This is a genomic window from Streptomyces sp. CNZ301, from assembly GCF_004217425.1.
Genome location: NZ_SHLG01000001.1, coordinates 1,061,120 through 1,086,862, shown reverse-complemented (window position 1 = coordinate 1,086,862; position 25,743 = coordinate 1,061,120). Strand labels below are relative to the sequence as shown.

22 protein-coding genes and 2 pseudogenes are annotated in these 25,743 nt (G+C 68.2%); 8 read left to right on the top strand and 16 right to left on the bottom strand.

Features of this window, described 5'->3' with window-relative positions; translation table 11 throughout:
• Window positions 1-22: 22 nt before the first annotated feature.
• The 6 genes from EV375_RS04950 to EV375_RS04920 form a co-directional block, all read right to left on the bottom strand.
• Window positions 23-430, bottom strand: coding sequence for a hypothetical protein (locus tag EV375_RS04950; RefSeq protein ID WP_130298361.1), 408 nt, complete (start codon window positions 428-430; stop codon window positions 23-25).
• 17 nt (window positions 431-447) lie between these two features.
• Entirely contained in the window at window positions 448-837 is a 390-nt protein-coding gene (locus EV375_RS04945; RefSeq protein WP_130298360.1) for a hypothetical protein, read from the bottom strand.
• A 117-nt stretch (window positions 838-954) separates the two neighbouring features.
• A complete protein-coding gene (locus EV375_RS04940; protein WP_130298359.1) occupies window positions 955-1,578 on the bottom strand; it encodes a WXG100 family type VII secretion target in 624 nt (207 codons plus the stop codon).
• 752 nt (window positions 1,579-2,330) lie between these two features.
• The gene (locus tag EV375_RS04930; protein WP_130298358.1) at window positions 2,331-2,555 is read right to left on the bottom strand and encodes a hypothetical protein; all 225 of its coding nucleotides are present in this window, start codon (window positions 2,553-2,555) and stop codon (window positions 2,331-2,333) included.
• A 62-nt stretch (window positions 2,556-2,617) separates the two neighbouring features.
• A complete protein-coding gene (locus EV375_RS04925; protein WP_130298357.1) occupies window positions 2,618-3,748 on the bottom strand; it encodes a hypothetical protein in 1,131 nt (376 codons plus the stop codon).
• 37 nt (window positions 3,749-3,785) lie between these two features.
• Window positions 3,786-3,986 carry a hypothetical protein gene (locus tag EV375_RS04920; RefSeq protein WP_130298356.1) on the bottom strand — a complete coding sequence of 67 codons (201 nt, stop codon included), beginning with the start codon at window positions 3,984-3,986 and terminating at the stop codon, window positions 3,786-3,788.
• A gap of 137 nt (window positions 3,987-4,123) precedes the next feature.
• On the opposite strand from EV375_RS04920, the gene EV375_RS04915 reads away from it, so the two are divergent.
• The 4 genes and pseudogenes from EV375_RS04915 (at window position 4,124) to EV375_RS04900 (ending at window position 8,786) form a co-directional block, all read left to right on the top strand.
• Window positions 4,124-4,798 (top strand): BREX-2 system ATPase PglY family protein, encoded by a 675-nt coding sequence (locus EV375_RS04915; protein ID WP_486588287.1) that lies wholly within the window; start codon window positions 4,124-4,126, stop codon window positions 4,796-4,798.
• Window positions 4,770-6,629, top strand: a pseudogene (locus tag EV375_RS04910) (helicase-related protein); the annotation flags it as partial. The gene EV375_RS04915 and the pseudogene EV375_RS04910, both read left to right, overlap by 29 nt.
• Window positions 6,630-6,692: 63 nt before the next feature.
• Window positions 6,693-6,893 (top strand): annotated as a pseudogene (locus EV375_RS04905) (glucose-6-phosphate isomerase); the annotation flags it as partial.
• Between the two features lie 453 nt (window positions 6,894-7,346).
• Window positions 7,347-8,786 carry a Glu/Leu/Phe/Val dehydrogenase dimerization domain-containing protein gene (locus EV375_RS04900; protein WP_165434679.1) on the top strand — a complete coding sequence of 480 codons (1,440 nt, stop codon included), beginning with the start codon at window positions 7,347-7,349 and terminating at the stop codon, window positions 8,784-8,786.
• Window positions 8,787-8,931: 145 nt separating this feature from the next.
• Here the strand turns inward: EV375_RS04900 and pgl are convergent, their stop codons facing one another.
• Genes pgl through tkt form a run of 5 tightly spaced genes read right to left on the bottom strand, consistent with a single transcriptional unit; the run spans window position 8,932 to window position 15,605 of the window.
• Entirely contained in the window at window positions 8,932-9,726 is a 795-nt protein-coding gene (gene pgl, locus EV375_RS04895; protein ID WP_130298352.1) for a 6-phosphogluconolactonase, read from the bottom strand.
• The gene (gene opcA / locus EV375_RS04890) at window positions 9,723-10,805 is read right to left on the bottom strand and encodes a glucose-6-phosphate dehydrogenase assembly protein OpcA (RefSeq protein ID WP_130298351.1); all 1,083 of its coding nucleotides are present in this window, start codon (window positions 10,803-10,805) and stop codon (window positions 9,723-9,725) included. Before opcA ends, pgl begins: the two co-directional genes overlap by 4 nt.
• The gene (gene zwf / locus EV375_RS04885) at window positions 10,802-12,328 is read right to left on the bottom strand and encodes a glucose-6-phosphate dehydrogenase (RefSeq protein WP_130298350.1); all 1,527 of its coding nucleotides are present in this window, start codon (window positions 12,326-12,328) and stop codon (window positions 10,802-10,804) included. Before zwf ends, opcA begins: the two co-directional genes overlap by 4 nt.
• A gap of 5 nt (window positions 12,329-12,333) precedes the next feature.
• Window positions 12,334-13,476 carry a transaldolase gene (gene tal, locus EV375_RS04880; RefSeq protein WP_130298349.1) on the bottom strand — a complete coding sequence of 381 codons (1,143 nt, stop codon included), beginning with the start codon at window positions 13,474-13,476 and terminating at the stop codon, window positions 12,334-12,336.
• Window positions 13,477-13,529: 53 nt separating this feature from the next.
• Window positions 13,530-15,605 (bottom strand): transketolase, encoded by a 2,076-nt coding sequence (gene tkt, locus EV375_RS04875; protein ID WP_130298348.1) that lies wholly within the window; start codon window positions 15,603-15,605, stop codon window positions 13,530-13,532.
• 384 nt (window positions 15,606-15,989) lie between these two features.
• Here tkt and EV375_RS04870 point away from each other — a divergent pair, with 384 nt between their 5' ends.
• The gene (locus EV375_RS04870) at window positions 15,990-16,931 is read left to right on the top strand and encodes a heme o synthase (RefSeq protein WP_130298347.1); all 942 of its coding nucleotides are present in this window, start codon (window positions 15,990-15,992) and stop codon (window positions 16,929-16,931) included.
• A 162-nt stretch (window positions 16,932-17,093) separates the two neighbouring features.
• Here the strand turns inward: EV375_RS04870 and EV375_RS04865 are convergent, their stop codons facing one another.
• Window positions 17,094-17,414 carry a hypothetical protein gene (locus EV375_RS04865; RefSeq protein ID WP_130298346.1) on the bottom strand — a complete coding sequence of 107 codons (321 nt, stop codon included), beginning with the start codon at window positions 17,412-17,414 and terminating at the stop codon, window positions 17,094-17,096.
• Window positions 17,415-18,061: 647 nt separating this feature from the next.
• Between EV375_RS04865 and EV375_RS04860 the strand changes: the two genes are divergently transcribed.
• The 3 genes from EV375_RS04860 to EV375_RS04850 are packed head-to-tail and all read left to right on the top strand — an operon-like array spanning window position 18,062 to window position 20,618.
• Window positions 18,062-19,624, top strand: a complete 1,563-nt coding sequence (locus tag EV375_RS04860; RefSeq protein WP_130298345.1) for an SLC5/6 family protein — start codon at window positions 18,062-18,064, stop codon at window positions 19,622-19,624.
• Window positions 19,621-20,265 (top strand): SigE family RNA polymerase sigma factor, encoded by a 645-nt coding sequence (locus EV375_RS04855; protein ID WP_486588286.1) that lies wholly within the window; start codon window positions 19,621-19,623, stop codon window positions 20,263-20,265. Before EV375_RS04860 ends, EV375_RS04855 begins: the two co-directional genes overlap by 4 nt.
• Window positions 20,262-20,618 (top strand): hypothetical protein, encoded by a 357-nt coding sequence (locus EV375_RS04850; RefSeq protein ID WP_486588285.1) that lies wholly within the window; start codon window positions 20,262-20,264, stop codon window positions 20,616-20,618. The genes EV375_RS04855 and EV375_RS04850 overlap by 4 nt, the downstream gene beginning before the upstream one ends.
• A gap of 66 nt (window positions 20,619-20,684) precedes the next feature.
• On the opposite strand, the gene EV375_RS04845 is transcribed toward EV375_RS04850, so the two are convergent.
• From EV375_RS04845 to EV375_RS04830, 4 genes are all read right to left on the bottom strand, one after another.
• On the bottom strand, window positions 20,685-21,692 hold the full coding sequence (locus EV375_RS04845; RefSeq protein WP_130298344.1) for an ArsA family ATPase: 1,008 nt from the start codon (window positions 21,690-21,692) through the stop codon (window positions 20,685-20,687).
• Entirely contained in the window at window positions 21,683-21,940 is a 258-nt protein-coding gene (locus EV375_RS04840) for a cory-CC-star protein (RefSeq protein WP_130298343.1), read from the bottom strand. Before EV375_RS04840 ends, EV375_RS04845 begins: the two co-directional genes overlap by 10 nt.
• A complete protein-coding gene (locus tag EV375_RS04835; RefSeq protein WP_130298342.1) occupies window positions 21,937-23,637 on the bottom strand; it encodes a carbon starvation CstA family protein in 1,701 nt (566 codons plus the stop codon). Before EV375_RS04835 ends, EV375_RS04840 begins: the two co-directional genes overlap by 4 nt.
• A 331-nt stretch (window positions 23,638-23,968) precedes the next feature.
• Window positions 23,969-25,510 (bottom strand): IS1182 family transposase, encoded by a 1,542-nt coding sequence (locus tag EV375_RS04830; RefSeq protein WP_130301611.1) that lies wholly within the window; start codon window positions 25,508-25,510, stop codon window positions 23,969-23,971.
• Between the last annotated feature and the right edge of the window lie 233 nt (window positions 25,511-25,743).

The window sequence follows — 25,743 nt, the reverse complement described above, 5'->3', positions numbered from 1 at the left end:
CAACGTGTACTCTGCCACTCACTCAGTAAAGACTCCACCCCTTTGCGCTGTGCCGCTTTCTCGACTGTGGAACCTGGGAACCCGACTTCTCGCGCTGCTCTTGATCGATCTCCTTCTGGCACTCGTCAAGGATTCTCCTTCCTTCATCCTCGGCTCTCATCTTCTCCCCTGAAGACATCTGGTCCACATTCCTCTGAGTCTCATTCATGTGAGAAATGATCTCCTGCTCGTACGAGCCGATTTGCACGGCTTGCCGGAGGTCCAGACGACCCGACAGCACCTCCTTCGCCATTTCTCTCAGGGTCTGGCCGCCTTCTCCGTGGGCAAGTGCATCCAACTTCTTACCCAGCAGCCTGGCAATGGCTGGGTCTCGCGCAATCTGCAGGAGTTCTTCGTCGCCGACCCGCGGCGCGTCTCGGTGATCATTCATGACTTGCTCTCCTGTGATCAAACTGCCGGGTTGTCATACCCACTCCTCGGAAGTGGGAATTTGACCATCTTTGCCTCGACCAGTCGATTCACCTGCACGACGGCACCAGCGGATCCGCTGACCACTGTTTGAACTGTCGAAATCACGGCTGTGAATTTCGCGTAGAGCGTTGCCATCATCGCGAGCTCTCCGGCAATTGCGCCTCCTGCGATGACCGGCCCCACGAGCGTCCAACTCGTGGAAGCGCCGGCCGCAGCGGTGAGCCCAATGATCAGAGCAAGGTCCAGCATGCCGCTGAGGACGTCGCCGGATGCTTCAGTCGCGTGCCATACGGCTTCCGTGAGGGCTTCGTAGTGCTCTTTGAGGGAATCAGAAGATTTCTTCATTTCCGCGACATCTTTGGACAACTTTTCAAAATAAACGTGGGCGCCGTCTGCGGCATTTCCGGACCAGGAATCCTCAAGTGCTCTATTTCCCGCCCCGATATTTCTTGCGAGCTCGTCACAGAATTTCCCGAGCGCTGCCTAGGCTTCGGCGCACTCGGCGTACTCTTCCCAGTTGCCGGCCAAGACCTTCTTGGCCTCGTCAATGGGGTTGAACTCGAGCCCGAACCAGCTGCAGAAGATTTCGATACCCTTGCTCGCCACCCACGAAGGACTGAGAGGGTCACCGTACTTCGTCAGCTCACGGTAGGCCATGGTGGGCTCATCCGCTTCGGAGTCGACGGTGGGCGGAACGAGGCGCTCTGTTGGTTCCGCCACATCATTGAAACTGCTCTTACCGGTCCCAGCTCCCCGTCCGGGAATAGTGCGCCCGGGAGCTCCCTCACTGATGGCCGGATACGTCGCATCCACCCTCGAAGCTTCGCTTCGGTCAGTATTTGCGTAGTACTTTGCGCTCTGCGACATCTCTCGCTTTGAGGTGTCGAGAATTTTTCCCAGTTTCTTGAGACTGGACTTCGTACTGCTGAATACTTCTTCGTGGCCCGATTTGAACATCGAAGCGATTTCCGACAACGGCCCCCTGTCGAAGGGGCCGATCGTGCATTCCTTTTGCATGTAGTCAAGTGCGCTGTGAACATCGTCCGACGCCCTACCCAGCTGCCTGGAGAAGGCCTCCAAGTCGTCTGGGTCAACCTCAAATCCCACCGTTGATTCCTCAAATAGTCGCGCTGCTAGGGCCGTTGGACAAGTAGAGTACTACTTCTCTGGCGAGCGAGGCGGGGCCATGAGATCTCGTTCGCCAGGGCACCGAATATCCGGGCCTACGGACTCCGTCGTTTGTGGTGCAAATGTGTTTGTGCTCTTCATGGGGAAGTCGCATGTGTGACGACGGTGGTTCACCGCTGGTGACATACGCGAACGAGGGGTTGATGCCGTCTTTGCCGGCGGACAGCGCGGACCTTGACCGCGAGTACCGGGCCGCGCGGCAGGCGAGCCGTACGGCGGCGACGTACGAGGCGTGGCGCGACGAGCGCGTCACACAGGCCGCGGCGGCGTGGGTGCTGGCCACGGTGTTCGTGCGGTTCTGCGAGGACAACGGGCTGATCGAGGACGCGTTCATCACGGGCCCCGGCGAGCGGTCGGCCGACGCGGAGAACCGGCAGGCCGCGTTCTTCCGGGAGCGGACCTGCCCGGTTCGGCCGCCGCGCTCTGCTCGTGGGACTCCAGCAGGCGTCCAGGCGTCCTGCGCAGTCACCGCACGGCCTGTGGTGGCTGTGCCCCATGGAGGACTCGAAGCAGACGCCGACGCTGGACGGTCGCACCGTGGAGGTCGTCGACCGCGGCACCGAGTGGGTGGTTCTGGACTCGCTGTTCGTTAAGGAGTTGCACGGGAGCGCGCCACCAAGCGGATCCGGCCAGCGAGTCCCCGTCTCACAAGGCGCGTCTGCTGGACTCGGTCAGGAGCCGCAGTCGCGCCCGGGCTCGCACTGCCAGCCGGAGAAGCCACCTTCGCGAGGGTTCTCGATGGCGTGGTCGAACTGGAGAAAGCCCCAGGCCACCCAGATGATGAAGGCGACGCAGAGGGTCAGTCCCGCGTACAGGGCGATCTTCTTCGGAAGGCTGCCGCGAGGCGCCTCGTCTTCGGCGAGGTCGCGCTCTCCTGCGCTGTCCTCGTCCTGCACACCTTGTCCGGCCGCAGGCTCCGGCTGATTCTCCGGCCTTCCGGAGGCCGTGTGCCGGCCTTTCATGATCGAGCCGTCATTTGGTCGGACGAGCCGGATACGTCGAAGTCCCGGGCCATTCCGGAGCTGTGCAGATGTGCGATGTCGGCCTGCTCCAGGTCCATGCCGAACGGCCCGGGGCCACCGCCGGAGACCGTGGCACGGTGCTCGCTCGGGATGCCCCAGTCGTATCGCTTCTGGACCTCGACGTGGTAGTTGATCTCGCTGCCCTCCTTTTCCCCGACGAGACGGTACTGGAAGTGGTTGAGCGCGTAGTACCACTCCATGCTGCTGTCACCGTCCGCCGGGTTGGGAGCGGTGGACGACCATTCCGTGGTGAACGGCCCGTCTCCGCGCTTGCGGACGTCGTCTTCCAGCGTGCTGTCGACGTCCTTCTGGAAGGCCGGGATCTGTTCCATCATCTGCTGCGGCTCGACCTCGACCGGTTTGCCGCTGCCGTCCAGATAGTGCTCGACCAGACCAGCGGCCGTCGGCCAGCCCTTGACGCCGGCGAAGTAGGCGGCGACGTTGTTGAGCTGATTGTGGACCTGGCGGTCCTTGGCGGTGGGGTCGACGATGTCGAACTTGCGGTTCTCGGACTCGAAATTGCCGACCGTACCGAAGATCACTTTGAGGCTCTTCGCCAGCCAGTCATCGTCCTCAGCAGCATCATCGAGCAGCTTCCGCACGCGCTTCTCCAGCGCGTCAGCGGTCTGCCTGCGCTCATCGACGATGCTCGGAGCGCTGGGACTGTCAGGGTCGTACATCACTGACCACTGGACCTTCCCCGAGTCGGTGATGATCATCCCCTCCTCCAGGGCCTCCCGCTGCAGTTTCTCTGCGCGCAGCTTGAGTCCCGCGAGGCCTTTCACGCCGCCTCGGCCGGTGGAGCCGTCGGCCTCCGTGTCCAAGAACTTCCGAAGAGCTCTGACCTCCTTGTCCAGTGCGTCGATGTCCAGCTGGATGCGGTCGCAGTAGTCCTGGGCGGCTCGGCCGCTCTTGCCGCGCCAATTGTCCTCGTGGAGAGGTTTCACCACGTCGTCATGGAACCCCGTCCGGGACTCCTTGAGCTTGCGGTGGACCGTCGCCCACTCGTCGGCGAACTTCTCCAGTCCTGCCACGTCAAGCTGTAGCAGTGCGGCGAAATCAGGCATGTCCTGCCCACCCCCGTGCCGGTCTGGTCGGTAATCGTCAGAGGAACTCCGACGCGATGCTTGTTTCGTTCGCGTCGTACGCGTCCGCGCTGAGACGGAAGTTCTCCGCTGCCTGGTCAAGTCGCCGCACGACGACCTTGTTCAACGCCTCCCAGCGTTTTTCGAGTTCGTCCAGGCTGTCGACGAACCTCCAGCCCTCAGCGGCGCGGGCGAGGTCCGTGCGCGCGTCTTCGGCCACTCCCCGCGTCTTACGGATGATCTCCGACGCCGTCTCGCAGTCGTCGGCCCGCCTACGCAGGAACGACGAAGTGACACCGACGTCCGGATCCGAACCCCAGGGCGCCGGCGCTGTAGGGCTCGGGTTGGGCGAGGGCGATGGCTCGGGGCCGGGACGGTTTCCGCCCGGTTCGGGCGGGGCGCTCGGAGTGGGGCCCGGTGAAGGCCCTGGCAAGGGCTCCGCGGTCGTCGTGTACACGACCCTGGGGTCGACAGGTTGGCCCATGCTTCCTCCCCCTGGCCGTCAATGAGCAGTCCCCCATGGAGCACGACGACGGCCACCGGCAATGTACCCGACAACGAACGGGCGCGATCAAGCAGTTTCCGCCCGGACATGCTTCGCCGCCCTGTGGCCGGACCTTCGGCGGCGGGATCAGCGCGTTCGTCCGCGAGTTGGCGGCCGTCTCCTACAGCACACCGGACGACGAACTCGGCACCGCCATCACCTCCGCCCCGGAGGTGCTGCGAGCACTGGACGACGCCGACTGGAAACTCCTCGACAGCGTGCGGGGCTTCGCCGGACGCCCGGACGGGGTCGGCGAGCGGGCCGAGCAGCTGCTGAACGAGATCGCCGAGGCCGCCGACGACAGCGAGTTCAGGCGCCCGCTCAGCCCCGTGCTGGCGTCCATCCGCGACAGGGCCGTCGCCCTGGTGCAGGACGCCGCACGGCTGGCGCAGGTGACAGACCCCGTCCCGCCGCCGCCCAGCGGCACTACTCCGGACGACATCTCCCGGACGCAGAACGGGCCGCACGGCCGCCCTGTGGCACGGTGACGTCACCGCGGGCAAGCGCAAGAAGGTCCTGGCGAACCGTCCCGATGTCCTGCTCACTACCCCGGAATCGCTCGAAGCGATGCTCGTCAGTGCGAAGGTCGACCACAGAGCATTCTTCTCTGGCCTGCGCAGCATCGTGGTGGACGAGGTCCATGCCTTCGCTGGTGATGATCGCGGCTGGCATCTGCTGGCCGTCCTCGAACGGTTGCAGAAGATCGTGGGGAGGCCGCTGCAACGGGTGGGCCTGTCCGCCACGGTGGGCAATCCGGCAGAACTTCTCCACTGGCTTCAGGGATCAGGAGCAGGCCGTCGTGCCGCGAGTGTCGTTGCCCCGCACCTCGGCGTCGGCGGCGTGGGTCCCGAGGCGCGCAACGATGCTCAACCGGCAACGCCGGAGGGCGACGTCCAGCTTGACTATGTCGGCTCAGTGGACAACGCCGCCACGGTCATCGCTTCGCTTCACCAGGGAGAGAAGCGGCTCGTCTTCTGCGAATCGCGCAAGCTGGTGGAAGAACTCGGTGAGAAGCTCCGGCTGAGAGGCGTGACCACCTTCCTGTCTCACGCGTCGCTGTCGGTGGACGAACGACGCCGTGCGGAGCAGGCCTTCGCCGAGGCCCGGGACTGTGTCATCGTCTCCACGAGCACCCTGGAACTCGGCATCGACGTAGGTGATTTGGACCGCGTCATCCAGATCGATGCCCCGAGCACCGTCGCGTCCTTCCTTCAACGACGCGGTCGCACCGGACGTCGCGCGGACACCAGGCGCAACTGTCTCTTCCTCGCTCTGTCCGAGGGCGGCCTGCTTTATGCGGCGGGTCTGCTGCTGCTGTGGTCGCGCGGCTGGGTGGAGCCGGTCGCCGCACCACCTGACCCCAGGCACATCGTCGCGCAGCAGATCATCGCGCTCTGTCTGCAGGAACATCAGGTCGGCGACCGGCTGTGGCACGAGTGGTGGAAGGGGTTGGGGCCCTTCGGACAGCCCGCGGAGGCGATCGTGCGCCACCTGGTGGACGAGGGCTATCTGGACCGCGACGGCAGCATGCTCTTCGTCGGCCCGGAGGCCGAACGCCGCTTCGGACACTGGCACTTCATGGGACTGACCGCCGTCTTCACCTCTCCGCCGCAGTTCACGGTGCTGAACGGACGTACGGAGATCGGCAGGACCGACCCGGACCTCCTCACGGAAGAGATCGAGGGCCCCAGGAAGTTGCTGCTCGCGGGGCGCAGTTGGACTGTCACCTACATCGACTGGACCCGCAAACGCTGCTACGTGGAACCGACCGACGGCGGTGGCAGGGCAAAGTGGAGCAGCTTCGGGTTCGTGCAAGCGACATCGTTCGAATTCACCCGGGCGGTACGTGAGGTACTGCTCGGCACCGAGCCGGCCGTGGGGCTTACGAGGCGCGCTGCGATCTGTCTCGGCCAGGCAAGGGAGCACTTCATGGACGCCGTACACCCGGACGGAACCCTCATCACACGCGGGAGCGATGGTCGCACACGATGGTGGACCTGGGCCGGGCACGGGGCGAACGCCACGCTCGCCGCATCGCTCAGAGCGGTCACCGTGCCGGGACAGCGCATCAACGACTGCTGGATCCGGTTGCGGGAGGACATCGAACCCGGGGTCTGGAAGCAAGCCGTCGCCGAGGCGTCCAGCCGGTTGTGCCTGCCCGATGTCGACGCGCAGGCAGTGAAGGGGCTGAAATTCGCCGAGGCGCTTCCGCCCGGTCTCGCCGAGGAGACGCTGGCGGTCCGGTTCTCCGATGTCACCGGAGCGCGGGCGGTGTTGGAGGAGCGGACACGACTCGTGACGGGTCTCGCCGGTTCCTGACCTATTCCCTCTCGCGTTTCCTGAGCCTCATGCAGGCGGACAGGGTGAGGGTCGGCGAGTCAACTTGTGGCCAACCTGTTTGCGCAGGGGCAGGCTCTCGCCTTCGGGCAGACCGAGTTGGAGGTGCGGGCGGAGGGTGTTCCGGAGGAGCAGGTGCCGCACTGCCCGTTTCCCGGAGACCGCCCGACGACGATCCGCGCCGAGGAGCTGTTGCCGTCCGTCCTGGGGCAGCTCATCGCGCTCTACGAGCACAAGGTCTTGGTCGCGGCGCGTCAGGAGCCGTCGGAGGCCGCGGCGGGACCCCGGACTGCGTGGTTCCGCCCGGCCGGGCGACCGCGCTGAGCTGCCTTTTCTTTTCTGTTCGAATTGACGGACAGACAGCGGAAATCCGGCCCCCAAGAGACCGCTTGACAAGGGGCGAAGCGTGACCTCACAGTAGGCGCTACGCACAACGCAACCGGATACGTTCTCTGCGTAATCCCCGATTAACTTTATTGCGCCGTCCGAGGGCCCGCCACAAGTGTGACCTGCGGCGTAATTCTTCCTGCCCGTACGGTCGTCGATTGCATGCGAGCGCGCGCAGCGGCTCGAATCAGCGGAATCATTTCTCTTCAGTTCCCGGGGCGGTAGCCCCTGCCCTGATAACCGGATTCCGGTCCGTAATGGCCCGTACGTGTGAGTAGTTTCCTATCAGTGACTGGAAAGGGTGAGTGCCAAGTGACACACACAGCTGTCGAGACGCCGCTGCAGGTTCTTGAGCATGAACCCTATCTGCAGGTCACATGGCGCGACTCCAAGACCTCCGCTCGCGGCTTCGTCGTGATCGACCAGCTGGTCACGGGCATCGCCACCGGCGGTCTGCGCATGCGGCCCGGCTGCACGATGAACGAGGTCGCTGAACTCGCACGGGAAATGACCCTGAAGATGGGCGCCTTCGGAATTCACGTGGGCGGCGCCAAGGGCGGAATCGACTTCGACCCTTCGGACCCACGGGCCGAGGAAGTGCGGGAGCGGTTCCTTGAAGGCATCCGGCCGCTGCTCGAGCGCTTCTGGGTGACCGCGGGCGACCTCGGCACGGGGCAGGAGCAGCTCAACCGGGCCTTCGCCCGTGTCGGGATCGGTGAGACCTCGTTCCATGCGGCGGTGGTCCGCGCAGCTGACGAGGCCGAGGTGCGTGAGCGCATCCACCAGGCTTTCACGGCGGAGACCGAGGGCCTGAAGCTGTCGGAGCTGATCGGCGGCTACGGCGTGGCCGAGGCCGCGCTGGCGGCGCTGGAGCACCGGGACATCCCCGCCACGACGGCCCGTGCGGTCGTGCAGGGCTTCGGGGCGATGGGTGGCTCCACGGCGCTCTACCTCGAGCACGCCGGCGTGAAGATCGTGGGTGTCACGGACGCCCAGGGCATGATCCTCAACGAGTCGCGGGGCCTCGATGTGGAGCTTCTGCTGGCAGCGCGGACGACGGGCGGCGTCATCGACCGCTCCGTGCTGCGCGAGGACGACGTGGAACGCCCGGGCGACGAGTGGCTGGGTCTCGACGTGGACGTGCTGGTGCCGGCCGCCGTCGGCCACACCATCACGGCGGACAACTGCGACCGCATCCGCGGCAAGTTCGTGGTGGAGGCGGCGAACGTGCCCACCACCCCCGAGGCCGAGCAGCTTCTGCTGGAGCGCGGGATCACGGTGATCCCCGACTTCATCGCCAACACCGGCGCCGCCGCCGGGGCCTGGTGGGTCATCCTCGGTGAGGTGGTCAGCCCCACCGGTGCGTGCATGCGGCTGTCCGAGCAGATCCGTCCGCTGGTCCGCGACCTCATGAGCCGGGCCGACGGGTCCGCCCTGTCGGTGCGGACGGAGGGAATCCTGTTCGCGAAGGAGAACTCGCAGCGGATGATCGACGAGTTCGGCGGCGCGGTGGCGTTCCGCGACCTCTTCCCCGACATGGGGGCGGAGCACCCGTTCGCCGGAACGGGCACGGAGCCGGCAGCCGAGCCGGCGACCGTCACGGAGCCCGTCGTCCATCAGCCGAACGGAGCTGCTTACCCGGCGTCGGCCGATCCGGCCGAGTCCTCCCTGGACACCGGCCGGCAGCCCGCCGCGGCGTTCCCGGCGTACTGGCCCGGGCCCGCCGACGAGTCCGCCGACGGCCAGGCCTGAGCCGCCACACGCACAACACGACGGTGCCCTGCGACCGGAACTCCGGTCGCAGGGCACCCTCGTGTTGAGGACCGCAGGCCGGGCGGGGCCTGCGCCGGCTCGCTGCGGGCGGTCCGGCCCGTCCGGCCGCTCCGCGTCACGGACGTCACGACCGCGGCAGGAGATCCCCCGGCAGTTCCGCGGCGGCCGCCTCGTCGAGCAGCCAGAGCGTTCCGTCGCGTCCGCGCGCACCCGCGGCCGGTGCCTGCGACTCGTCCTCGTCCGCCTTCGCCAGAGCACGAGCCACCGCGTCCGCCTTGTCCTCGCCCGCGGCCAGCAGCCACACCTCACGTGCCGCCCGGATCGCGGGCAGCGTCAGCGAGATGCGCACGGGCGGCGGCTTCGGTGAGTCGTGCACGCCGACGACCATGCGCTCCGTCTCGCGGACACCCTGGTGCCCCGGGAAGAGCGAGGCCACATGGGTGTCGGGACCGACACCCAGAAGCAGCACGTCGAAAGAAGGAACACCGGCTCCAATCTCGGCTCCCTCGGGGCGTGCGGCCGCGGCCAGTTCGGACTCGTACGCAGCAGCCGCGGCTTCCACGTCGCTGCCGTACGCTCCGTCGGACGCGGCCATCGGGTGGACGCGGGCCGGGTCGAGCGGCACGGAGTCCAGCAGGGCCTCCCGTGCCTGAGTGACGTTGCGTTCCGGGTGGCCCTCGGGGAGGAACCGCTCGTCGCCCCACCACACATCCAGCCGGGAGAAGTCGACGGACTCACGGCCGGGTGCGGAGGGCAGCGCCGCGAGCAGTCCGTTGCCGTTGCGGCCGCCCGTCAGCACCACCGAGGCGCTTCCGCGTGCCGACTGTGCTTCGGCCACCCGGGCGAGGAGCCGTTCGGCGGCTGCCCGGGCCATCTCGTCCTTGTCGCGGTGCACGTGGACGCGGGCGGCGGGGCTCATTTCTTCGCCGTCCTTTTCGCGGCGGACCTGGCGGCCTTCTTCGCAGCGGCGGGCTGCTTGGCCGAATCCTCCTCCGCCTGCGGACGCCCCTGGGTCTGCGTCTGCCCGCGGCGGCCACCGCCGCTCCCGCTTCCGTCCGTCCGCGTGCCGGGGTTCTTGCCGGGCTCCTTCGCGCCGGCCTGCACGGCCGACGCGTACGCCTCGTCCGGGTCCAGACGGCGCAGCTCCTCCGCGATCAGCTCGGACATGCCGCGACGGTGCAGTGCCACATGCCGGTCCGGCTGGCCCGGCACGGCCAGTTCGGCGAGCGAGCCGTCCGCGCGGCTCAGGCAGATCGCGCCGTCGGCGGTCTCCATCCGGACCGCCGTGATGCCGGGGCCCTCGGTGACTTTCCGTTCGACGGGCACGCGCAGACGTTCGGCCAGCCACATCCCGAGCAGCTCCGCCGACGGGTTGTGCGCCTCGCTCTCGACCACGGCGGAACGCACCTTCAGCGCCTGCTGGTCCAGGCCCGCCGCGAGCATGCTGCGCCAGGGCGTCAGCCGCGTCCACGACAGGTCGGTGTCGCCGGGGGCGTACGTCTCGCCGCGCAGCTTCAGCTCGGCGAGCGGGTCCTCCGCGGCGGCGGCGTCGGTGATGCGCCGCTGCGCGAGCGTGCCGAGCTTGTCCTCGGACGGGTGCTCGGGTGTGTCGTCCGGCCACCAGACCACGACGGGCGCGTCCGGCAGCAGCAGCGGCAGCACGACGCTGTAGGCGTGCGAGGCCAACTCGCCGTGCAGGCGCAGCAGTACGGTCTCGCCCGTACCGGAGTCGCTGCCCACCCGCACCTCGGCGTCGAGCCTGGCCATCGCACGGTCGCGGGGCGAGCGCCCGGGGCGGCGGATGACCACCAGGATGCGGGAGGGGTGTTCCTTCGACGCCTCGCTCGCGGCCTTCAGCGCGTCGTAGTGGTTGCCCTCGTCGGTGACGATCACCAGAGTGAGGACCATGCCCACGGCGGGGGAGCCGATCGAACGCCTCGCCTGGACGAGAGTGGCGTTGATCTGGCTCGAATTGGTGTCCGTGAGGTCGATGTTCATGGCCGGCGCCAGCTCCGTCCGTCGCGTGCGAGCATCTTGTCGGCTCCCTCCGGGCCCCAGGTGCCGGCCTGGTACTGCTCGGGCCTGCCGTGCTTGTCCCAGTAGTGCTCGACGGGGTCGAGGATCTCCCAGGACCGCTCGACCTCCTGGTGCCTCGGGAAGAGATTCGCGTCGCCCAGCAGGACATCGAGCAGCAGGCGCTCGTACGCCTCGGGGCTGGACTCGGTGAAGGACTCGCCGTAGGCGAAGTCCATCGTCACGTCGCGGATCTCCATCTGCGTGCCGGGGACCTTCGAACCGAAGCGGATGGTGACGCCCTCGTCCGGCTGTACGCGGATCACCAGGGCGTTCTGGCCGAGTTCCTGGGTGTCGGTCGCGTCGAAGGGGGAGTGCGGCGCGCGCTGGAAGACGACCGCGATCTCGGTGACGCGCCGGCCCAGGCGCTTGCCCGTGCGCAGGTAGAACGGCACTCCGGCCCAGCGGCGGTTGTCGATCTCCAGGCGCATGGCCGCGAAGGTGTCGGTCTTCGACTTGGGGTCGATGCCCTCTTCCTCCAGGTAGCCGCGTACCTTCAGTCCGCCCTGCCAGCCGGACGTGTACTGGCCGCGCACCGTGTGCTTGCCCAGATCGTTCGGCAGGCGCACCGCGTTGAGCACCTTGAGCTTCTCGGTGAGCAGTGCCTTGGCGCCGAAGGAGGCGGGCTCCTCCATGGCCGTGAGAGCCAGCAGCTGAAGCAGATGGTTCTGGATCACGTCGCGGGCCGAACCGATGCCGTCGTAGTAACCGGCGCGGCCGCCGATGCCGATGTCCTCGGCCATCGTGATCTGCACGTGGTCGACGTAGCTGCGGTTCCACAACGGCTCGAACATCGTGTTGGCGAAGCGCAGCGCCAGGATGTTCTGGACGGTCTCCTTGCCCAGGTAGTGGTCGATGCGGAAGACCTGGTCGGGGTGGAAGACGTCGTGCACGATCGCGTTCAGCTCCTGGGCGCTGGGCAGATCGCGCCCGAAGGGCTTCTCGATGACGGCGCGCCGCCACGAGCCGTCTCCGCCCTCGGAGAGGCCGTGCTTCTTCAGCTGCGAGACGACGGTGGGGAAGAACTTCGGCGGCACCGACAGGTAGAAGGCGAAGTTGCCTCCCGTGCCACGGGACTTGTCCAGTTCCTCGATCGTCGACTTGAGGGTGCGGAACGCCTCGTCGTCGTCGAAGACGCCCGGCACGAAACGCATCCCCTGGGACAGCTGCTCCCAGACCTCCTCGCGGAAGGGTGTGCGCGCGTGCTCCTTGACGGCCTCGTGCACGACCTGCGCGAAGTCCTCGTGCTCCCAGTCGCGGCGGGCGAAGCCGACCAGCGAGAAGCCCGGCGGGAGCAGGCCGCGGTTCGCCAGGTCGTAGACGGCAGGCATCAGCTTTTTGCGTGACAAATCACCCGTGACGCCGAAAATGACCAGCCCGGACGGCCCCGCGATGCGCGGGAGCCGCCGGTCCAGTGCGTCACGCAGCGGATTGGCTGCGTCGGTCAACTTCCTTACGCCTCCTTCGGCGTGAGGCGCTTGAGTTCCGCCTCGGTGGAAGACAGCAGTTCGTTCCAGGACGCCTCGAACTTCTCCACGCCCTCGTCCTCCAGCACCTGCACGACATCGTCGTAGGAGATGCCGAGGGAGGCGACGGCGTCGAGGACCGCCTGGGCGTCCGCGTAGCTTCCGCGCACGGTGTCGCCCGTGATCTCGCCGTGTTCGTCGGTGGCCTTCAGCGTCGCCTCAGGCATCGTGTTGACCGTGTTCGGCGCGACGAGTTCCGTGACGTACAGCGTGTCGGGGAGCGACGGGTCCTTCACACCGGTCGAAGCCCACAGCGGACGCTGGCTGTTGGCGCCCGCGCGCTCCAGGGCCTTCCAGCGCGAGGGCGGCTCGGAGGAACCGTCGGCCGCGCCGAAGACCTGCTCGTACGCCTGGTAGGCGAGACGGGCGTTGGCGACCGCGGCCTTGCCCTTCAGCTCCTTGGCCTCCTCGGTGCCGATCTCGTCCAGCCGCTTGTCGATCTCCGTGTCCACGCGGGAGACGAAGAAGGACGCGACGGAGTGGATCGTCGAGAGGTCCATGCCCAGGGCCTTGGCCTTCTCCAGGCCCGCCTGGAAGGCGTCCATGACCTCGCGGTACCGCTCCAGCGAGAAGATCAGCGTGACGTTGACGCTGATGCCCCTGCCCAGGGTCTCGGTGATGGCGGGCAGGCCGGCCTTCGTCGCCGGGATCTTGATGAAGGTGTTGGGGCGGTCCACCAGCCAGGCCAGCTGCCGCGCCTCGGCGACGGTCGGCTTGGTCTTGTGGGCCAGGCGCGGATCGACCTCGATGGAGACGCGCCCGTCCTTGCCGCCGGTGGCGTCGAAGACGGGACGCAGCACGTCCGCGGCGTCCCGCACGTCGGCCGTGGTGATCATGCGCAGTGCCTCCTCCACGGTGACGCCGCGGGAGGCCAGGTCGGAGACCTGCTGGTCGTACTTGTCGTCGGAAGAGATGGCCTTCTGGAAGATCGTCGGGTTCGTGGTGACGCCCACCACGTGCTGCTCGTCGATGAGTTCGCCCAGGTTGCCCGACGTGATCCGGTGACGGGACAGGTCATCCAGCCAGATCGCGACGCCTTCGTCGGAGAGGCGCTTGAGAGCGTCTGTCATGGGAATTGCATCTCCTGCTTGTCGTAGCTTTCTGTACGTGTCGGGGCGGGGCGTCAGCGGGACGCGGCCTCGAGCGACTCCCGTGCGGCCGTGACGACCGCCTCGGAAGTGAGGCCGAACTCCCGGTAGAGCGTCTTGTAGTCGGCGGAGGCGCCGTAGTGCTCCAGAGAGACGATCCGTCCCGCGTCACCGACGTACCGGTGCCAGGTCAGACCGACGGCTGCCTCGACCGCCACCCGCGCCCGCACGGTCGGCAGCAGCACGGTGTCCTTGTACGCCTGGTCCTGCTCCTCGAACCACTCCACGGACGGCATGGACACCACTCGCGTACGCACACCCTCCGCCTGGAGGACATCGCGCGCCTCGACGGCCAGCTGCACCTCGGAGCCGGTGGCGATGAGGATCACCTGCGGCTCGCCGCCGTCCGCCTCGAACATCACGTAACCGCCCTTGGCGGCAGCAGGGTTGGGTTCGTAGGTGGGCACGTTCTGCCGGGTCAGGGCCAGGCCGTGCGGCGCGGGCTTGTCCGCGTGCCGGCGCAGCACCTCGGCCCAGGCGGTCGCCGTCTCGTTCGCGTCGGCCGGGCGGACGATGTTCAGGCCCGGGATGGCGCGGAGCGCGGGCAGCTGCTCGACGGGCTGGTGTGTCGGGCCGTCCTCGCCCAGGCCGATCGAGTCGTGCGTCCACACGTACGTCACGGGCGCCTTCATCAGTGCGGCAAGGCGCACCGCGGGACGCATGTAGTCGGAGAAGGTCAGGAAGGTCCCGCCGTACACGCGGGTGTTGCCGTGCAGCGCGATGCCGTTCATGGTCGCGCCCATCGAGTGCTCGCGGATGCCGAAGTGCACCGTGCGGCCGTAACGGTCGGCGCCCGGCAGCGGGTTGCCCTCCGGCAGGAACGAACTCTCCTCGAACGAAGTGTTGTTGGAGCCCGCAAGGTCGGCCGAACCGCCCCACAGCTCCGGGATCTTCGGGCCGAGAGCCTTGAGCACCGCGCCCGACGCCTTACGCGTGGCCACGTCCTTGCCCGCCTCGAAGGACGGCAGCGCCTTCTCCCAGCCGTCGGGCAGCTCGCCCGCGCGGATGCGGTCGAATTCGGCAGCACGCTCGGGGTTCGCCGACCGCCACCCGGCGAACTGCTTCTCCCAGGCGACGCGCGCCTCGCGGCCGCGGTCCCAGGCGCCGCGCGTGTGTTCCAGCACGTCCGTGCCGACCTCGAAGTGCTGCTCGGGGTCGAAGCCGAGGACCTTCTTGGTCTTGGCCACCTCTTCCTCGCCGAGCGCCGCACCGTGAGCCGCACCGGTGTTCTGCGCGTCGGGCGCGGGCCAGGCGATGATGGAGCGCACGGCGATGAAGGACGGACGCGAGGTCTCGGCCTTCGCCGCCTTGAACGCCTTGTACAGGGCCTCGGGGTCGAGGTCGCCGTTGGGCAGCTGGTCGACGCGCTGCACGTGCCAGCCGTAGGCCTCGTACCGCTTGACGACGTCCTCGGAGAAGGCCGTCTCCGTGTCGCCCTCGATGGAGATGTGGTTGTCGTCCCACATCACGACGAGGTTGCCCAGCTTCTGGTGTCCCGCGAGGGACGAGGCCTCGGCCGAGACGCCTTCCTGAAGGTCGCCGTCACTGGCGAACGTCCAGATGGTGTGGTCGAAGGGCGACTCGCCTTCGGGTGCGTCCGGGTCGTAGAGGCCTCGCTCGTAGCGGGCCGCCATCGCCATGCCCACGGCGTTGGCGACGCCCTGGCCCAGCGGGCCGGTCGTCGTCTCGACGCCGACCGTGTGGCCGTGCTCCGGGTGGCCCGGCGTCTTGCTCTCCCAGGTGCGGAAGCTCTTCAGGTCGTCCAGTTCGAGGCCGTAACCGGCGAGGTAGAGCTGGATGTAGAGCGTCAGGCTGGAGTGGCCGACGGAGAGTACGAACCGGTCACGGCCCGACCAGTCGGGGTCGGACGGGTCGTGACGCATCAGCTTCTGGAAGACCATGTATGCGGCCGGTGCGAGTGCCATGGCCGTGCCGGGGTGGCCGTTGCCGACCTTCTGCACTGAATCCATGGCCAGAACCCGGACGGTGTCGACAGCCCGCTGGTCCAGTTCGGTCCATTCGAGGTCTGCGGTGATCGGCTTCGTGCTCACCCTGAGTCAGGGCTCCTCTCCACAAGTCGGTGTCCGGTGCCGTTGCGCTCACCGGCGGTGTCGAGCGTACCCCTGTGCTAGGCGCATCCCTTCCGGGTGCTCACCAACGGCACACCGGCACTTGCCGGAACAAGAGAAGGTCCGCCTTGATTCCTTGCGTACGGTGCCGAATCCGGTGGGGACCCGGTGGCGGACATGGCGGCGAACCTCCCCCCGCGGGCGGGGCGGGCCGTGCGCGGGCGCCTTGCGCGGGGTGCGGCGGGGCGCCGCGAGACCCCCCGCGCAAGGCGCACGGCGGCGCCGTCTAAAGTGGCGTGGTACGCGCGAGCCTTACGGAACGTGCACCGTTCCCGCTCGCATCTCATGTAGTGATCAGGGGTGTTCGTGACGGCCGTCGGATCCCGTCCTGCGGGGGTGCTCGAGACCAGCACCGTGGACCGGTCGTTCTCCGCCCGGCTCAAGGCGTATGTCGCGCTGACCAAGCCCCGCATCATCGAACTGCTTCTCATCACCACGATCCCGGTGATGTTCCTCGCCGCGCAGGGTGTGCCCGACCTCCTGCTCGTGCTGACCACCTGCATCGGCGGCTACCTCTCCGCCGGCGGCGCCAACGCGCTGAACATGTACGTCGACCGGGACATCGACGCGCTGATGCACCGCACCGAGAAGCGTCCTCTGGTGACAGGTGCCCTCACCCCGCGTGCCGGCCTGATCTTCGGCCTGAGCCTGGCGGTCGTCTCCACGCTGTGGTTCGGGCTGCTCGTCAACTGGCTCTCGGCTGCGCTCTCCCTGGGGGCGCTGCTCTTCTACGTCCTCGTCTACACGATGGTGCTCAAGCGGCGCACCTCGCAGAACATCGTCTGGGGCGGCATCGCCGGCTGCATGCCCGTCCTGATCGGCTGGTCCTCGGTGACGAACGAGGTCAGCTGGGCCGCCGTCATCCTCTTCCTCGTCATGTTCTTCTGGACGCCGCCGCACTACTGGCCGCTGTCGATGAAGGTGCGCGAGGACTACGCGCGCGTCGGTGTGCCGATGCTCCCGGTCGTCGCGACGAACTCCGCGGTCGCGCGCCAGATCGTGCTCTACAGCTGGGTGATGGTCGCGGTCTCGCTGCTGCTGTGGCCACTGGGCTACGTCGGCTGGTTCTACACCGGGGTCGCTCTGGCCTCCGGCGGCTGGTGGCTCTGGGAGGCGCACGCGCTGCTGGCGAGGGCCAAGTCCGGGGCGACGGGCGCGAAGCTGAAGGAGATGCGCCTCTTCCACTGGTCGATCACTTACGTCTCGCTGCTCTTCGTGGCCGTCGCGGTCGATCCCTTCCTGCGCTGAGGCCCGGGCCGACTTTCCCGCGGTGGGGCGGACTTTCGCGGGCACGTGTGCCCGGAGGTCGGGCAGTCCGGCACCCTTGGGCATGCGTGAGGGCCCGGACCAGTGACGGTGGTCCGGGCCCTCACCGTTCCCCGGCGGAACGTCTCGGGTGAGTGCGCCGCGTCAGGAGCGGGCGGGGGTGCCGCCTTCGAGCTGGATGCCCGCCATGCGGTTCCACTCGTAGGGCCCCGTCTTCATCTTCTCGGCCATCTCGCCGGCGAAGGACTCGTGCACGGTGATGCCCGCCTGCTCCGTGGCCTGCCGGGCCGTCTCGACCGAGGGCGCCATCAGGTCGCCCCAGCTGCCGTCGGCGCCGACGAGGGCGATACGGGCACCGGACTGTCCCACGTAGGCGATCTGTCCTTCCGCGCTGCCGCCGTGCCGCTGCGCGAACGCGGTGATCTCCTTGGCGAGCCTGGCCGCCCGCTTGCTGCTGTCTGCCATGCCCTGATGCTACCGGCGGGTAGCCGGTGCGACCACAGCGTCAACGGGTGCGAGACCCACGCCACACGGCCCGCGATTCGCGGCGGCCCCGCCGGGCCGGTCATTGCGCTGACACCTTTCCCGGGGGGCCTGCCTGGCGGGTTTGCGCTGGTCAGGACACTTTTGTGCCTGCTGCCGCATGGCTCGTCCGCTGCTGGGGGCTGCGGAAGACGGGGGACGATGGGGGCTGGGGCTGGGGCTGGTGATCTTGATGTGTTCGCCGAGACACGGAGTCGCCGGGACGAATCGCGTGCCATCGCAGCGGAGGCCGTTTTGAGGCCATACCCCGGCACTCCGGCGAGCTGGTACCAGTAGAGGAACGGCGTCCCCGCAACCGCGGGGACGCACCGGCGTACATGGGACCCACAGCAGCCCTGGGGCGGGTGCGAGGAGCAGCACGGCGACGCGATGCGCTGCAGCCGGTGTGACCCTTGTGTGCCATGACCTGCGCTCCTCTCCCGTTCGAGGTCCGTTCGTGCAAGAGTTGCCTGCCGTCTGGAAATGGTTGCCAGCGAAGTCCCAGGAAACCTCCTCCGGCTTCCTGTCCTCCTGACGGGCCCGTTGCGCAACTCATCGGCAATAGACAGGCACACCAAGGACGGTGACCCATGGCGGACATCGCCATGACCGCGACGTTCCTCGCCGTGACTGGCGGGGCGTCGCTGCTCGCCGTCACCGCCCGCCGCCTGCGTCCCACCGACCGGCTGCCGTCCTTGGAAGGCTGGGCGCTGGCTGACAGAAGCCTCGGCCCCGTGTGGACATGGATGCTGCTCGGCGGCACGATCTTCACCGCCTACACCTTCACCGCCGTACCGGGACTGGCGTACGGAAACGGGGCTCCCGCCTTCTTCGCGGTGCCGTACACGGTGTTCGTCTGCCCTCTCGCCTTCGTCCTGCTGGCCCGCCTGTGGGCGGTCGCCCGCCGCCACGGCTACGTCACCGTCGCCGACTTCGTGCGCGGGAGGTACGCTTCGCCGCCGCTCGCCCTGGCTGTGGCTCTGACCGGGATCCTCGCGACGATGCCGTACCTGGCGCTTCAACTGCTCGGCATCCGCGCGGTTCTCACCGCCGGGGGCGTCCATGCCCGGGGCGTCGGCGGGGATCTGGTGATGGTGGCGCTCTTCGCGGGGCTCGCGATGGCGACGTACCGGCACGGGCTGCGTGCGCCGACGGTCATCTCCGCGTTCAAGGCGGTGGCCGTCTTCGTCTCGCTCACCGCCGTGTGCTGGCTGGTCCTCGCGCGCCTCGGCGGACCCCGCGCCGTCTTCGATGGTGCGGCGCGACGGCTCGGGGGCACCGGCGTGGCGGATTCCGCCCTGTTCCTGTCGCCCGAGCACCAGCCCGCCTACGCCACGCTCGCACTGGGTTCGGCTCTGGCACTGCTGATGTATCCGCATGTGCTCACTGCCGGGTTCGCCGCCGACGGCCCGCGCACTCTTCGCAAGGTCTCCGTGGCACTGCCCGCCTGGACCGGACTGCTAGCCCTCTTCGGCTTCCTGGGCATAGCCGCACTCGCCATGGGCGTACGGGCGCCCCAGGGTGGCGCCGAGGCTGCCGTACCGATGCTGGTCGACAGACTGATGCCGGGGGCGCTGGCCGGGCTGGTGTTCGGGGCGATCACTGTGGGCGCTCTGGTTCCGGCGGCCGTGATGTCGATCGCGGCCGCGACCTCCTTCGTACGCAACGTGTACGTCGAGTACGTCCATCCGACCGCCACGCCCAAACGTCAGGTGCGCACAGCCAAGGCCGTCTCGCTGACCGCGAAGGCGGGGGCTGTCGCGTTCGTTTTCGGACTGCGCGACCAGGACGCCATCAACCTCCAACTGCTCGGCGGCGTATGGGTGCTTCAGACCTTCCCGGCCGTGGCCGTCGGCCTTTTCACGCGCTGGCTGCATCCCCGGGCACTGCTGGCCGGATGGGCGGCGGGCATGGCGGTCGGCACGTTCCTGGTGGTGCGCAAGGGGTTCTCGTCGGTCGTGTCCTTCGGGAGCGCCGAGGCGCCGCTGGAGATCTACGCCGGTCTGGCGGCCCTGCTGCTCAACCTGGTCGTCGCGGTGGCCGGCACCGTGGTCCTCGATCGGTTCGGGGTCCCACGGGGTGGCGACCTCACCGACCTGCCCTCCCGCCTCACCGGCAGGCGGCGTCCCGAGACGGGAGCGAACAACCCGTGAGACGCAGACAGCACCCACCCGGGACCGTGGCGGAGGCCGACCCGGCACTCGTCCCCGAGTCACGCATCCCACGAGCCACCACCGATGACACGCCGACCCCGCCGCCGGCCGACGGCGAGGTGCTCTCCCCCTCGGCGAACGATCCGGCCGATATCGAACGGGAGGCCGCCCTGGCCCGGCTCTTCGAGCTGCACTATGCCTCGATGCTGCGCTTGGCCGTCCTGCTCGGCGCGGACGACCCGGAGAACGTGGTGGCCGAGGCGTACTACCAGATCTACCGGAAGTGGCGGCGCCTGCGGGACGCGGAGGCGGCTGAGGCGTATCTGCGCTCCACCGTGTGCAATCTGATCCGAATGCGTATCCGCCACCTCCAGGTCGTGCGTAAGCACGAGGAGAATCCGCCGGGCGGGACAGTCGCCTCGGCCGAGAGCACCGCGCTCCTCCATGACGACCAGCGCGTACTGATCGACGCCTTGCAGCAACTGCCCGCCCGGCAGCGCGAGGCGCTGGTCCTGCGACACTGGCTCGGCCTGAAGGAGAGCGAAATAGCGGCCGCGATGGGGATCTCCCGCGGATCGGTCAAGACTCACACCGCACGCGGCATCGCCGCCCTGACCAGGACGATGGAGGCCCGGCGATGAACGAGATCTCACCGGACCGGACTGAACGGCCGGAACCGGCAGAGCTGACAGAGCAGGAGCAGTCGGAGGCGGCGGAGCTGACGGAGGAGGACCGCACGGAGCAGGCGCTGCGCGAAGCGCTGGGCACGCTGGCCTGCGGGGTGCGCGCCGACCCCGACGCGTACCGCACGGCCCGGAGCGACTGGCTGCGCCGCGAACGGCGTCGCCGCCTCGTACTCGCGGTACTGATCGCGGTCGTCTTCACCCTCACCACGCTGATCGGCCTCTGGGTCCTCAACCAGGCCCCGTCCGACCCGGACGTCATCTTCTCGGACGGGTACTCCGTGGACGGCCACGCGAGAACGGCCGGGTGAGGCCGAGCCGGAGACGCGGGAGAAGCACGGTGGGGACAAGCAGGCAGTCCGGAATCTTCCGGTAATTCAGGAAGAGGAGGGTCCGAGCCGGTCGGCCAGCGTGGCAAGCGCCTCACTGCCCACCAGGTCTCCCGGCAGCAGCGGCACGTCGAGCAGCGGTACGTCCGGGACCCGCTGCCGCAGCCGGACGAGGTGCTCGTCCTCCTGCCCCCGGCGCCGGGCGAGCAGCTCACCGGCGTCCGCCGGGGAACGGCGGTTGGCGACGAGCGCCGCCACGTCGACGCCGAGACCGGTGAGCTTCTCGTACATCTCCATGGTCTCGGCGATCGGGAGCAGTTCGGCGGTCAGCACCACCACGAACCCGGTCTGCGCCGGGTCGGTCACCACCTCGCGCAGCCGGGAGAAGCGGTTGCGCCGACGCAGCAGGATCCGGCGCAGCTCGGCGTCGCGGTCGGTCTCCTCGCTGCCGCCGAGACCGCGCACCGCGGCGCCGAACCGCTCGGACCGGTCACGGTTGGCGAGCAGGGTCTCGGTCCAGGAGGTGAGCTGCTCGGGCAGCGCAAGCAGCCGCAGCGTGTGGCCGGACGGGGCGGTGTCGAAGACGACCAGGTCGTACGCTCCCTCCGCGAGCTCCACCGCCTCGGCGATCCGCTCCAGCACCGCCGACTCGTGGGTGCCGGGTGCCTGCCGAGCCAGCTCCAGGTGCCGGGCGGCCGGTGCGTGCATCCGCTCGGGGAGCAGCCGCCGCATTGTCGCGGCCACCGCGGACAGGTGCTGCTCGACCGTGCGTTCCGGGTCGATCTCCAGCCCGTCGACGTAACCCGCTGCCCCCGCTCGTACGGCCCTCGCCCCGGGGGCGAGGACCCCGGGACCGGCGAGACGCATGGGCTCGTCCCCCACTGGGCGGTCCCAGAGGTGGCCGAGGTTGTGGGCGGGATCGGTGGAAACGAGCAGCACGCGGGCGCCTGCCCCGGCACGGCCGAGGGCCAGCGCCGCGGCGATGGACGTCTTGCCGACCCCGCCCTTGCCGCCGACGAATACGACCCTGCGCGAGGTGATGACGTCTAGCAGCATCCGACATGCTCCAGTGGTGAGCGGTCCATGCCCATTCGGCGGTGCCATGCGTGGAAGTCCTCGTAGAGGGCGGGCATCAGCTCGGCGGTGTAGTACGCCGCCGGGTCGGGCACGCCCAATGCCTCCGCGAGGACGACCATCCGGAACAGGTCGTCCTCCTCGCGCCGGGCGCGGGCGAAGGTACGCCGGTAGGGACCGGCGTAGAACTCCTCCAGCCCGGCCCGGAGCGAGGCCCAGCGGGATTTCATCCCTTCAGCTCGGCCTTCTCCATCACATCGGCGTCAAGGGCCTCCTGCGGCTCCTGGGACGCCCGCCGCATCGCGACGACCGCCTCGAAGGCGACCCACAGGGCGGCGACGATGATGACGACGTCGATGGTCAGCAGCAGCCAGTCCCGGGCGTCATAGAGGTCGCCGAGCTGCACGAGCGCGGCCCAGAACGCCATCGCGAACACGACTGCGAGCGGCACCAGCGCAGGCGCCGGGTTGCGCCGCTTTCGTATCAGCACGACCGCGACGACGGCCAGGGTCAGGGAGGCCAGAAGCTGGTTGCTGGTGCCGAACAGCGGCCAGATACGGAGGCCGCCGGCGCCTTCTGCGCCCTGGCTGAAGGTGAGTCCCAGACCGGCGGCGAGCGCAATGAGGGTGCCGAGGCCATTGTTGATCTTCACCTTTGCGGCCTCGCCGGCCTCCTGGACGACGAAGCGCAGCAGGCGCAGGCCGGTGTCCATGGTGGTAGCGGCGAACAGGATCGCCATGGTGGCCAGGACCGTCGAGCTCAGCGAGGCCGGCAGGCCCAGGCCGCTGTTGACGATCGCGCCGCCGCCATCGACGAACGGCGCGACGCCGGCCTCGCCGAAGGCGCCGTAGACGGCCTTCCAGTCGGCCAGGGTTCGGTAGCCGGCGACGGCGGCGATGATCGCGCCCAGCGCGAGCATGCCCTCGCCGACCGCGCCGAAGTAACCGACGAAGCGGGCGTCGGTCTCCTTGTCCAGCTGCTTCGAGCTGGTGCCCGAGGAGACCATCCCGTGGAACCCGGAGATCGCGCCGCACGCGATGGTGACGAAGAGAAGCGGCACGAGGTCCGGGGTGCCCGCGGGCACGGCGTCGTTGACGGCCGGGGCGACGATCGTCGGTGCGCTCAGCAGCACCCCGACGAACAGGATGCCGAGCCCGACGAAGAGCTGGACGCCGTTGATGTAGTCACGCGGCTGGAGCAGCACCCACACGGGCAACAGGGAGGCTATGCCGGCGTAGACGAAGAGGGCGACGATCCAGAAGGTCGCGGGGGACATGCCCAGGATCGGGTCGGGCAGCTCCACCGGGACGAAGTCACCGAGGAGGATCAGGCCGTAGAGCGCAGCGACGCCGATCACGGTGACCAGGCCGAGGCTCATCTTGTAGCGGTAGACCGCCTGGCCGACCAGCAGCGCCACCGCGACCGCTCCCCAGGCGGGGATCACCGCCGAGGGATTGGAGATCAGCAGGTCCTTGATGACCACCGCGAAGGCCGCGACCACCATCAGGAGCAGCAGGAAGATCACGACAAGGAAGAGGTTCGCGCCCCGGCGGCCGATGTAGCGGCCGGAGAGCGCGCCCACCGAGCGGCCCTTGTTGCGCGCCGAGGCCCACAGGGCGCCCAGGTCGTGCATGCCCGCGAAGAAGACCGTTCCGAGGGTGACCCACAGGAACGCGGGCAGCCAGCCCCAGATCACTGCGATAGCGGGGCCGACGATCGGCGCCGCGCCTGCGACCGAGGTGAAGTGGTGACCCCACAGCACGAACTTGTTGGTCGGGACGTAGTCCACTCCGTCCTGCAGCTCATGCGCGGGCGTCTTGTAGGACGCGTCAAGCTTGTAGACCCGGTTGCCCAGGAATTTCGAGTAGAGGAGATATCCGCCCGCGAACATCGCAAGGCCGATCAACAGCAGTGGAAGTGCATTCATACGAGACGCCCTTTGAATTCTGGGAGATGGAGCCGCTGCCCTGCACGAGATGTGCCCCTGACAGGCAGACAGCGGGGACGGTGTGGCGTGGCTCTCCTAGGCCCTGTCGTTCGGATCTCCGCGGGCCCGCGACGACAGCTACGGCGCCTCTCTGCGTTGTCGGAGTCATCCGAGAACGCCCAGTACGAGGACGATCCTCCGCCTTGCGATGCGTCCCCTCGCTTTCGCGGGGGAGGCCCCATGCATCTGACGCCGCGGGCTGATCCACGAAGATCCGAAGGACAGGACCTAGAAGACTGCTGAAGATCTTGGTTGATCCGGGTTGCCACCGTCAGGTGGTGGCCTGGATCTGCCAGGTGGTGCCGTTGTGATGGAGTCCGAGGTTGATGAGTCGGCGGAGATTGAGGGCGGCGGCTCGGGTGTGGATCCAGGTGTCGTTCTTGATGGTGCCGCGGTAGCGGAGTTTGCGGTTGCCGTGGTGGACGAGCCAGGCGACGGCGCGTTCGACGGGTGGTCTCCAGCGTCGGTAGTCGGCTTGCCAGTCCGTGTCAGCGGCGGCCTGGTGGCGGGCTTGAACGAGTAGATCGTGGTGCGGCCGGATGGTCAGGATGCGTCCGGTCTTGGCTTTGGTGCATCGCTGACGCAGAGGACATCCGGTGCACTCCTTGGCGAAGGTGGCCTTGCGCTGACGGTGCCGTCCGCTGGGATCGGTGAGGGGGACGGTGTGTCCCTGGGGGCAGGTCACCGTGCCCGCGAGGGTGTCGATGGCGAAGTCGTCGAGGGTGAAACCGCCCGGGACAGCAGGCCGCAGTGGCGCGGGCTTGAAGAACAGCCGGTGCCCCGATTGTTGGAGACTTTGACAGGCGGAACCGGTGGAGTAGGCAGTGTCGCCGAAGGCGTCCACCGGATCGTTTTCCTGGGCGAGCAGGTCGAGGCCGACAGCAGCTTCGTGGTGTTCGCTGCCGGTCGCGGGCCGGAGGGCGACTGCGGTGAATAAGCCGGTCTCGGGCTCGATGGCCAGATGGGCCTTGAAGCCGTCCTGCTGCTGGTGGCGGGTCTTGTGCGCGTGGCGGGACTCCGGGTCGACGGTGGAGATCATCCGGTCGTAAGCGGTGCCCTGGGTGATGCGCCAGCGCCCGTCACGCCCGTCGCTGTCATCGGCGGGTTCGACGTCCTGGCCGGCGACCAAGGCCAGGATGCCGACCGCATTCGCGGCCTTTTCACCGAGTTCCTGCTCGGGCAGATGACCCAGCAGCCGCAGTGCGTCACCGACCAGGGCGTCCACCAGCTCAGCTCGTGCCGCCTGGTCGTTCCAGGCGATACGGGGCTTGCCGGGATCGCTGTAGTCGTGAGCCCGACACTGCTGGTCGGCGACTGCCGGGGCGCCGGGGACCTCACGGATCACCGTCCGGATCGCGGCGACGATCTGGGTAACGGTGTCCTGGGTGGCCACCGCATCATCCAGCACCGTGGAGTCCAGTGCCCGACGGTGCTTGCCCTTGAGCACGCCGGTGGTCTTGATGACCTCGCGGACGGTCTCGAATACCCGGTTCGGCCGGGCCGAGCGGGCCAGCCTGCGGCGAAAGTAGGACAGCAACGACGGGTCGAAGGCCGTGTCGTGCAGGCCGAGTCCGCAGGCAGCCTTCCACCGCAGGTCACAGCGCAGTTCCTGAACCGTCTCGAAGTCCGACAGGCCATGAAGAGCCTGCAGCGTGACGGCCGCGGCCAGGATCTGCGGCGGCATGCTCGGCCGCCCGTTTGCCGAGGGGTACATGTCCGCGAACATTCCTGCCGGGAACAACCGTCCACGGTGCTCGGCCAGGAAAGCGAACACACTCCCAGCCGGGATCAACTCCCGGCAGGTCTCCCACACATCCGGACCGACCGTCTCCCCGACCCACTCCCCTTGAACCACACCAACGAGTCTGGCCCCACCGCTCAAACGACGAGGCCAGAACCCCAAGATCTTCAGCAGTCTTCTAGGCCGGGGGAGAGGCCGGCGACCGGAACGGAATACCGGGCGCCCGCACCCATTTTGTGCGGCTCGGCGGCGTACCCGGGCGTGGTGTGCTGCGTCAGGGCAGCAAGCAGGCCGTGGCAGCGGCG

Excerpts from the sequence above, each read along its gene's own strand:
- EV375_RS04950 (WP_130298361.1), bottom strand. The coding sequence starts at position 430 with ATGAATGATCACCGAGACGCGCCGCGGGTCGGCGACGAAGAACTCCTG.
- EV375_RS04925 (WP_130298357.1), bottom strand. The coding sequence starts at position 3,748 with ATGCCTGATTTCGCCGCACTGCTACAGCTTGACGTGGCAGGACTGGAG.
- EV375_RS04915 (WP_486588287.1), top strand. The coding sequence starts at position 4,124 with ATGGCTCGGGGCCGGGACGGTTTCCGCCCGGTTCGGGCGGGGCGCTCG.
- pgl (WP_130298352.1), bottom strand. The coding sequence starts at position 9,726 with ATGAGCCCCGCCGCCCGCGTCCACGTGCACCGCGACAAGGACGAGATG.
- opcA (WP_130298351.1), bottom strand. The coding sequence starts at position 10,805 with ATGAACATCGACCTCACGGACACCAATTCGAGCCAGATCAACGCCACT.
- tal (WP_130298349.1), bottom strand. The coding sequence starts at position 13,476 with ATGACAGACGCTCTCAAGCGCCTCTCCGACGAAGGCGTCGCGATCTGG.
- EV375_RS04865 (WP_130298346.1), bottom strand. The coding sequence starts at position 17,414 with ATGGCAGACAGCAGCAAGCGGGCGGCCAGGCTCGCCAAGGAGATCACC.
- EV375_RS04860 (WP_130298345.1), top strand. The coding sequence starts at position 18,062 with ATGGCGGACATCGCCATGACCGCGACGTTCCTCGCCGTGACTGGCGGG.
- EV375_RS04850 (WP_486588285.1), top strand. The coding sequence starts at position 20,262 with ATGAACGAGATCTCACCGGACCGGACTGAACGGCCGGAACCGGCAGAG.
- EV375_RS04845 (WP_130298344.1), bottom strand. The coding sequence starts at position 21,692 with ATGCTGCTAGACGTCATCACCTCGCGCAGGGTCGTATTCGTCGGCGGC.
- EV375_RS04840 (WP_130298343.1), bottom strand. The coding sequence starts at position 21,940 with ATGAAATCCCGCTGGGCCTCGCTCCGGGCCGGGCTGGAGGAGTTCTAC.
- EV375_RS04835 (WP_130298342.1), bottom strand. The coding sequence starts at position 23,637 with ATGAATGCACTTCCACTGCTGTTGATCGGCCTTGCGATGTTCGCGGGC.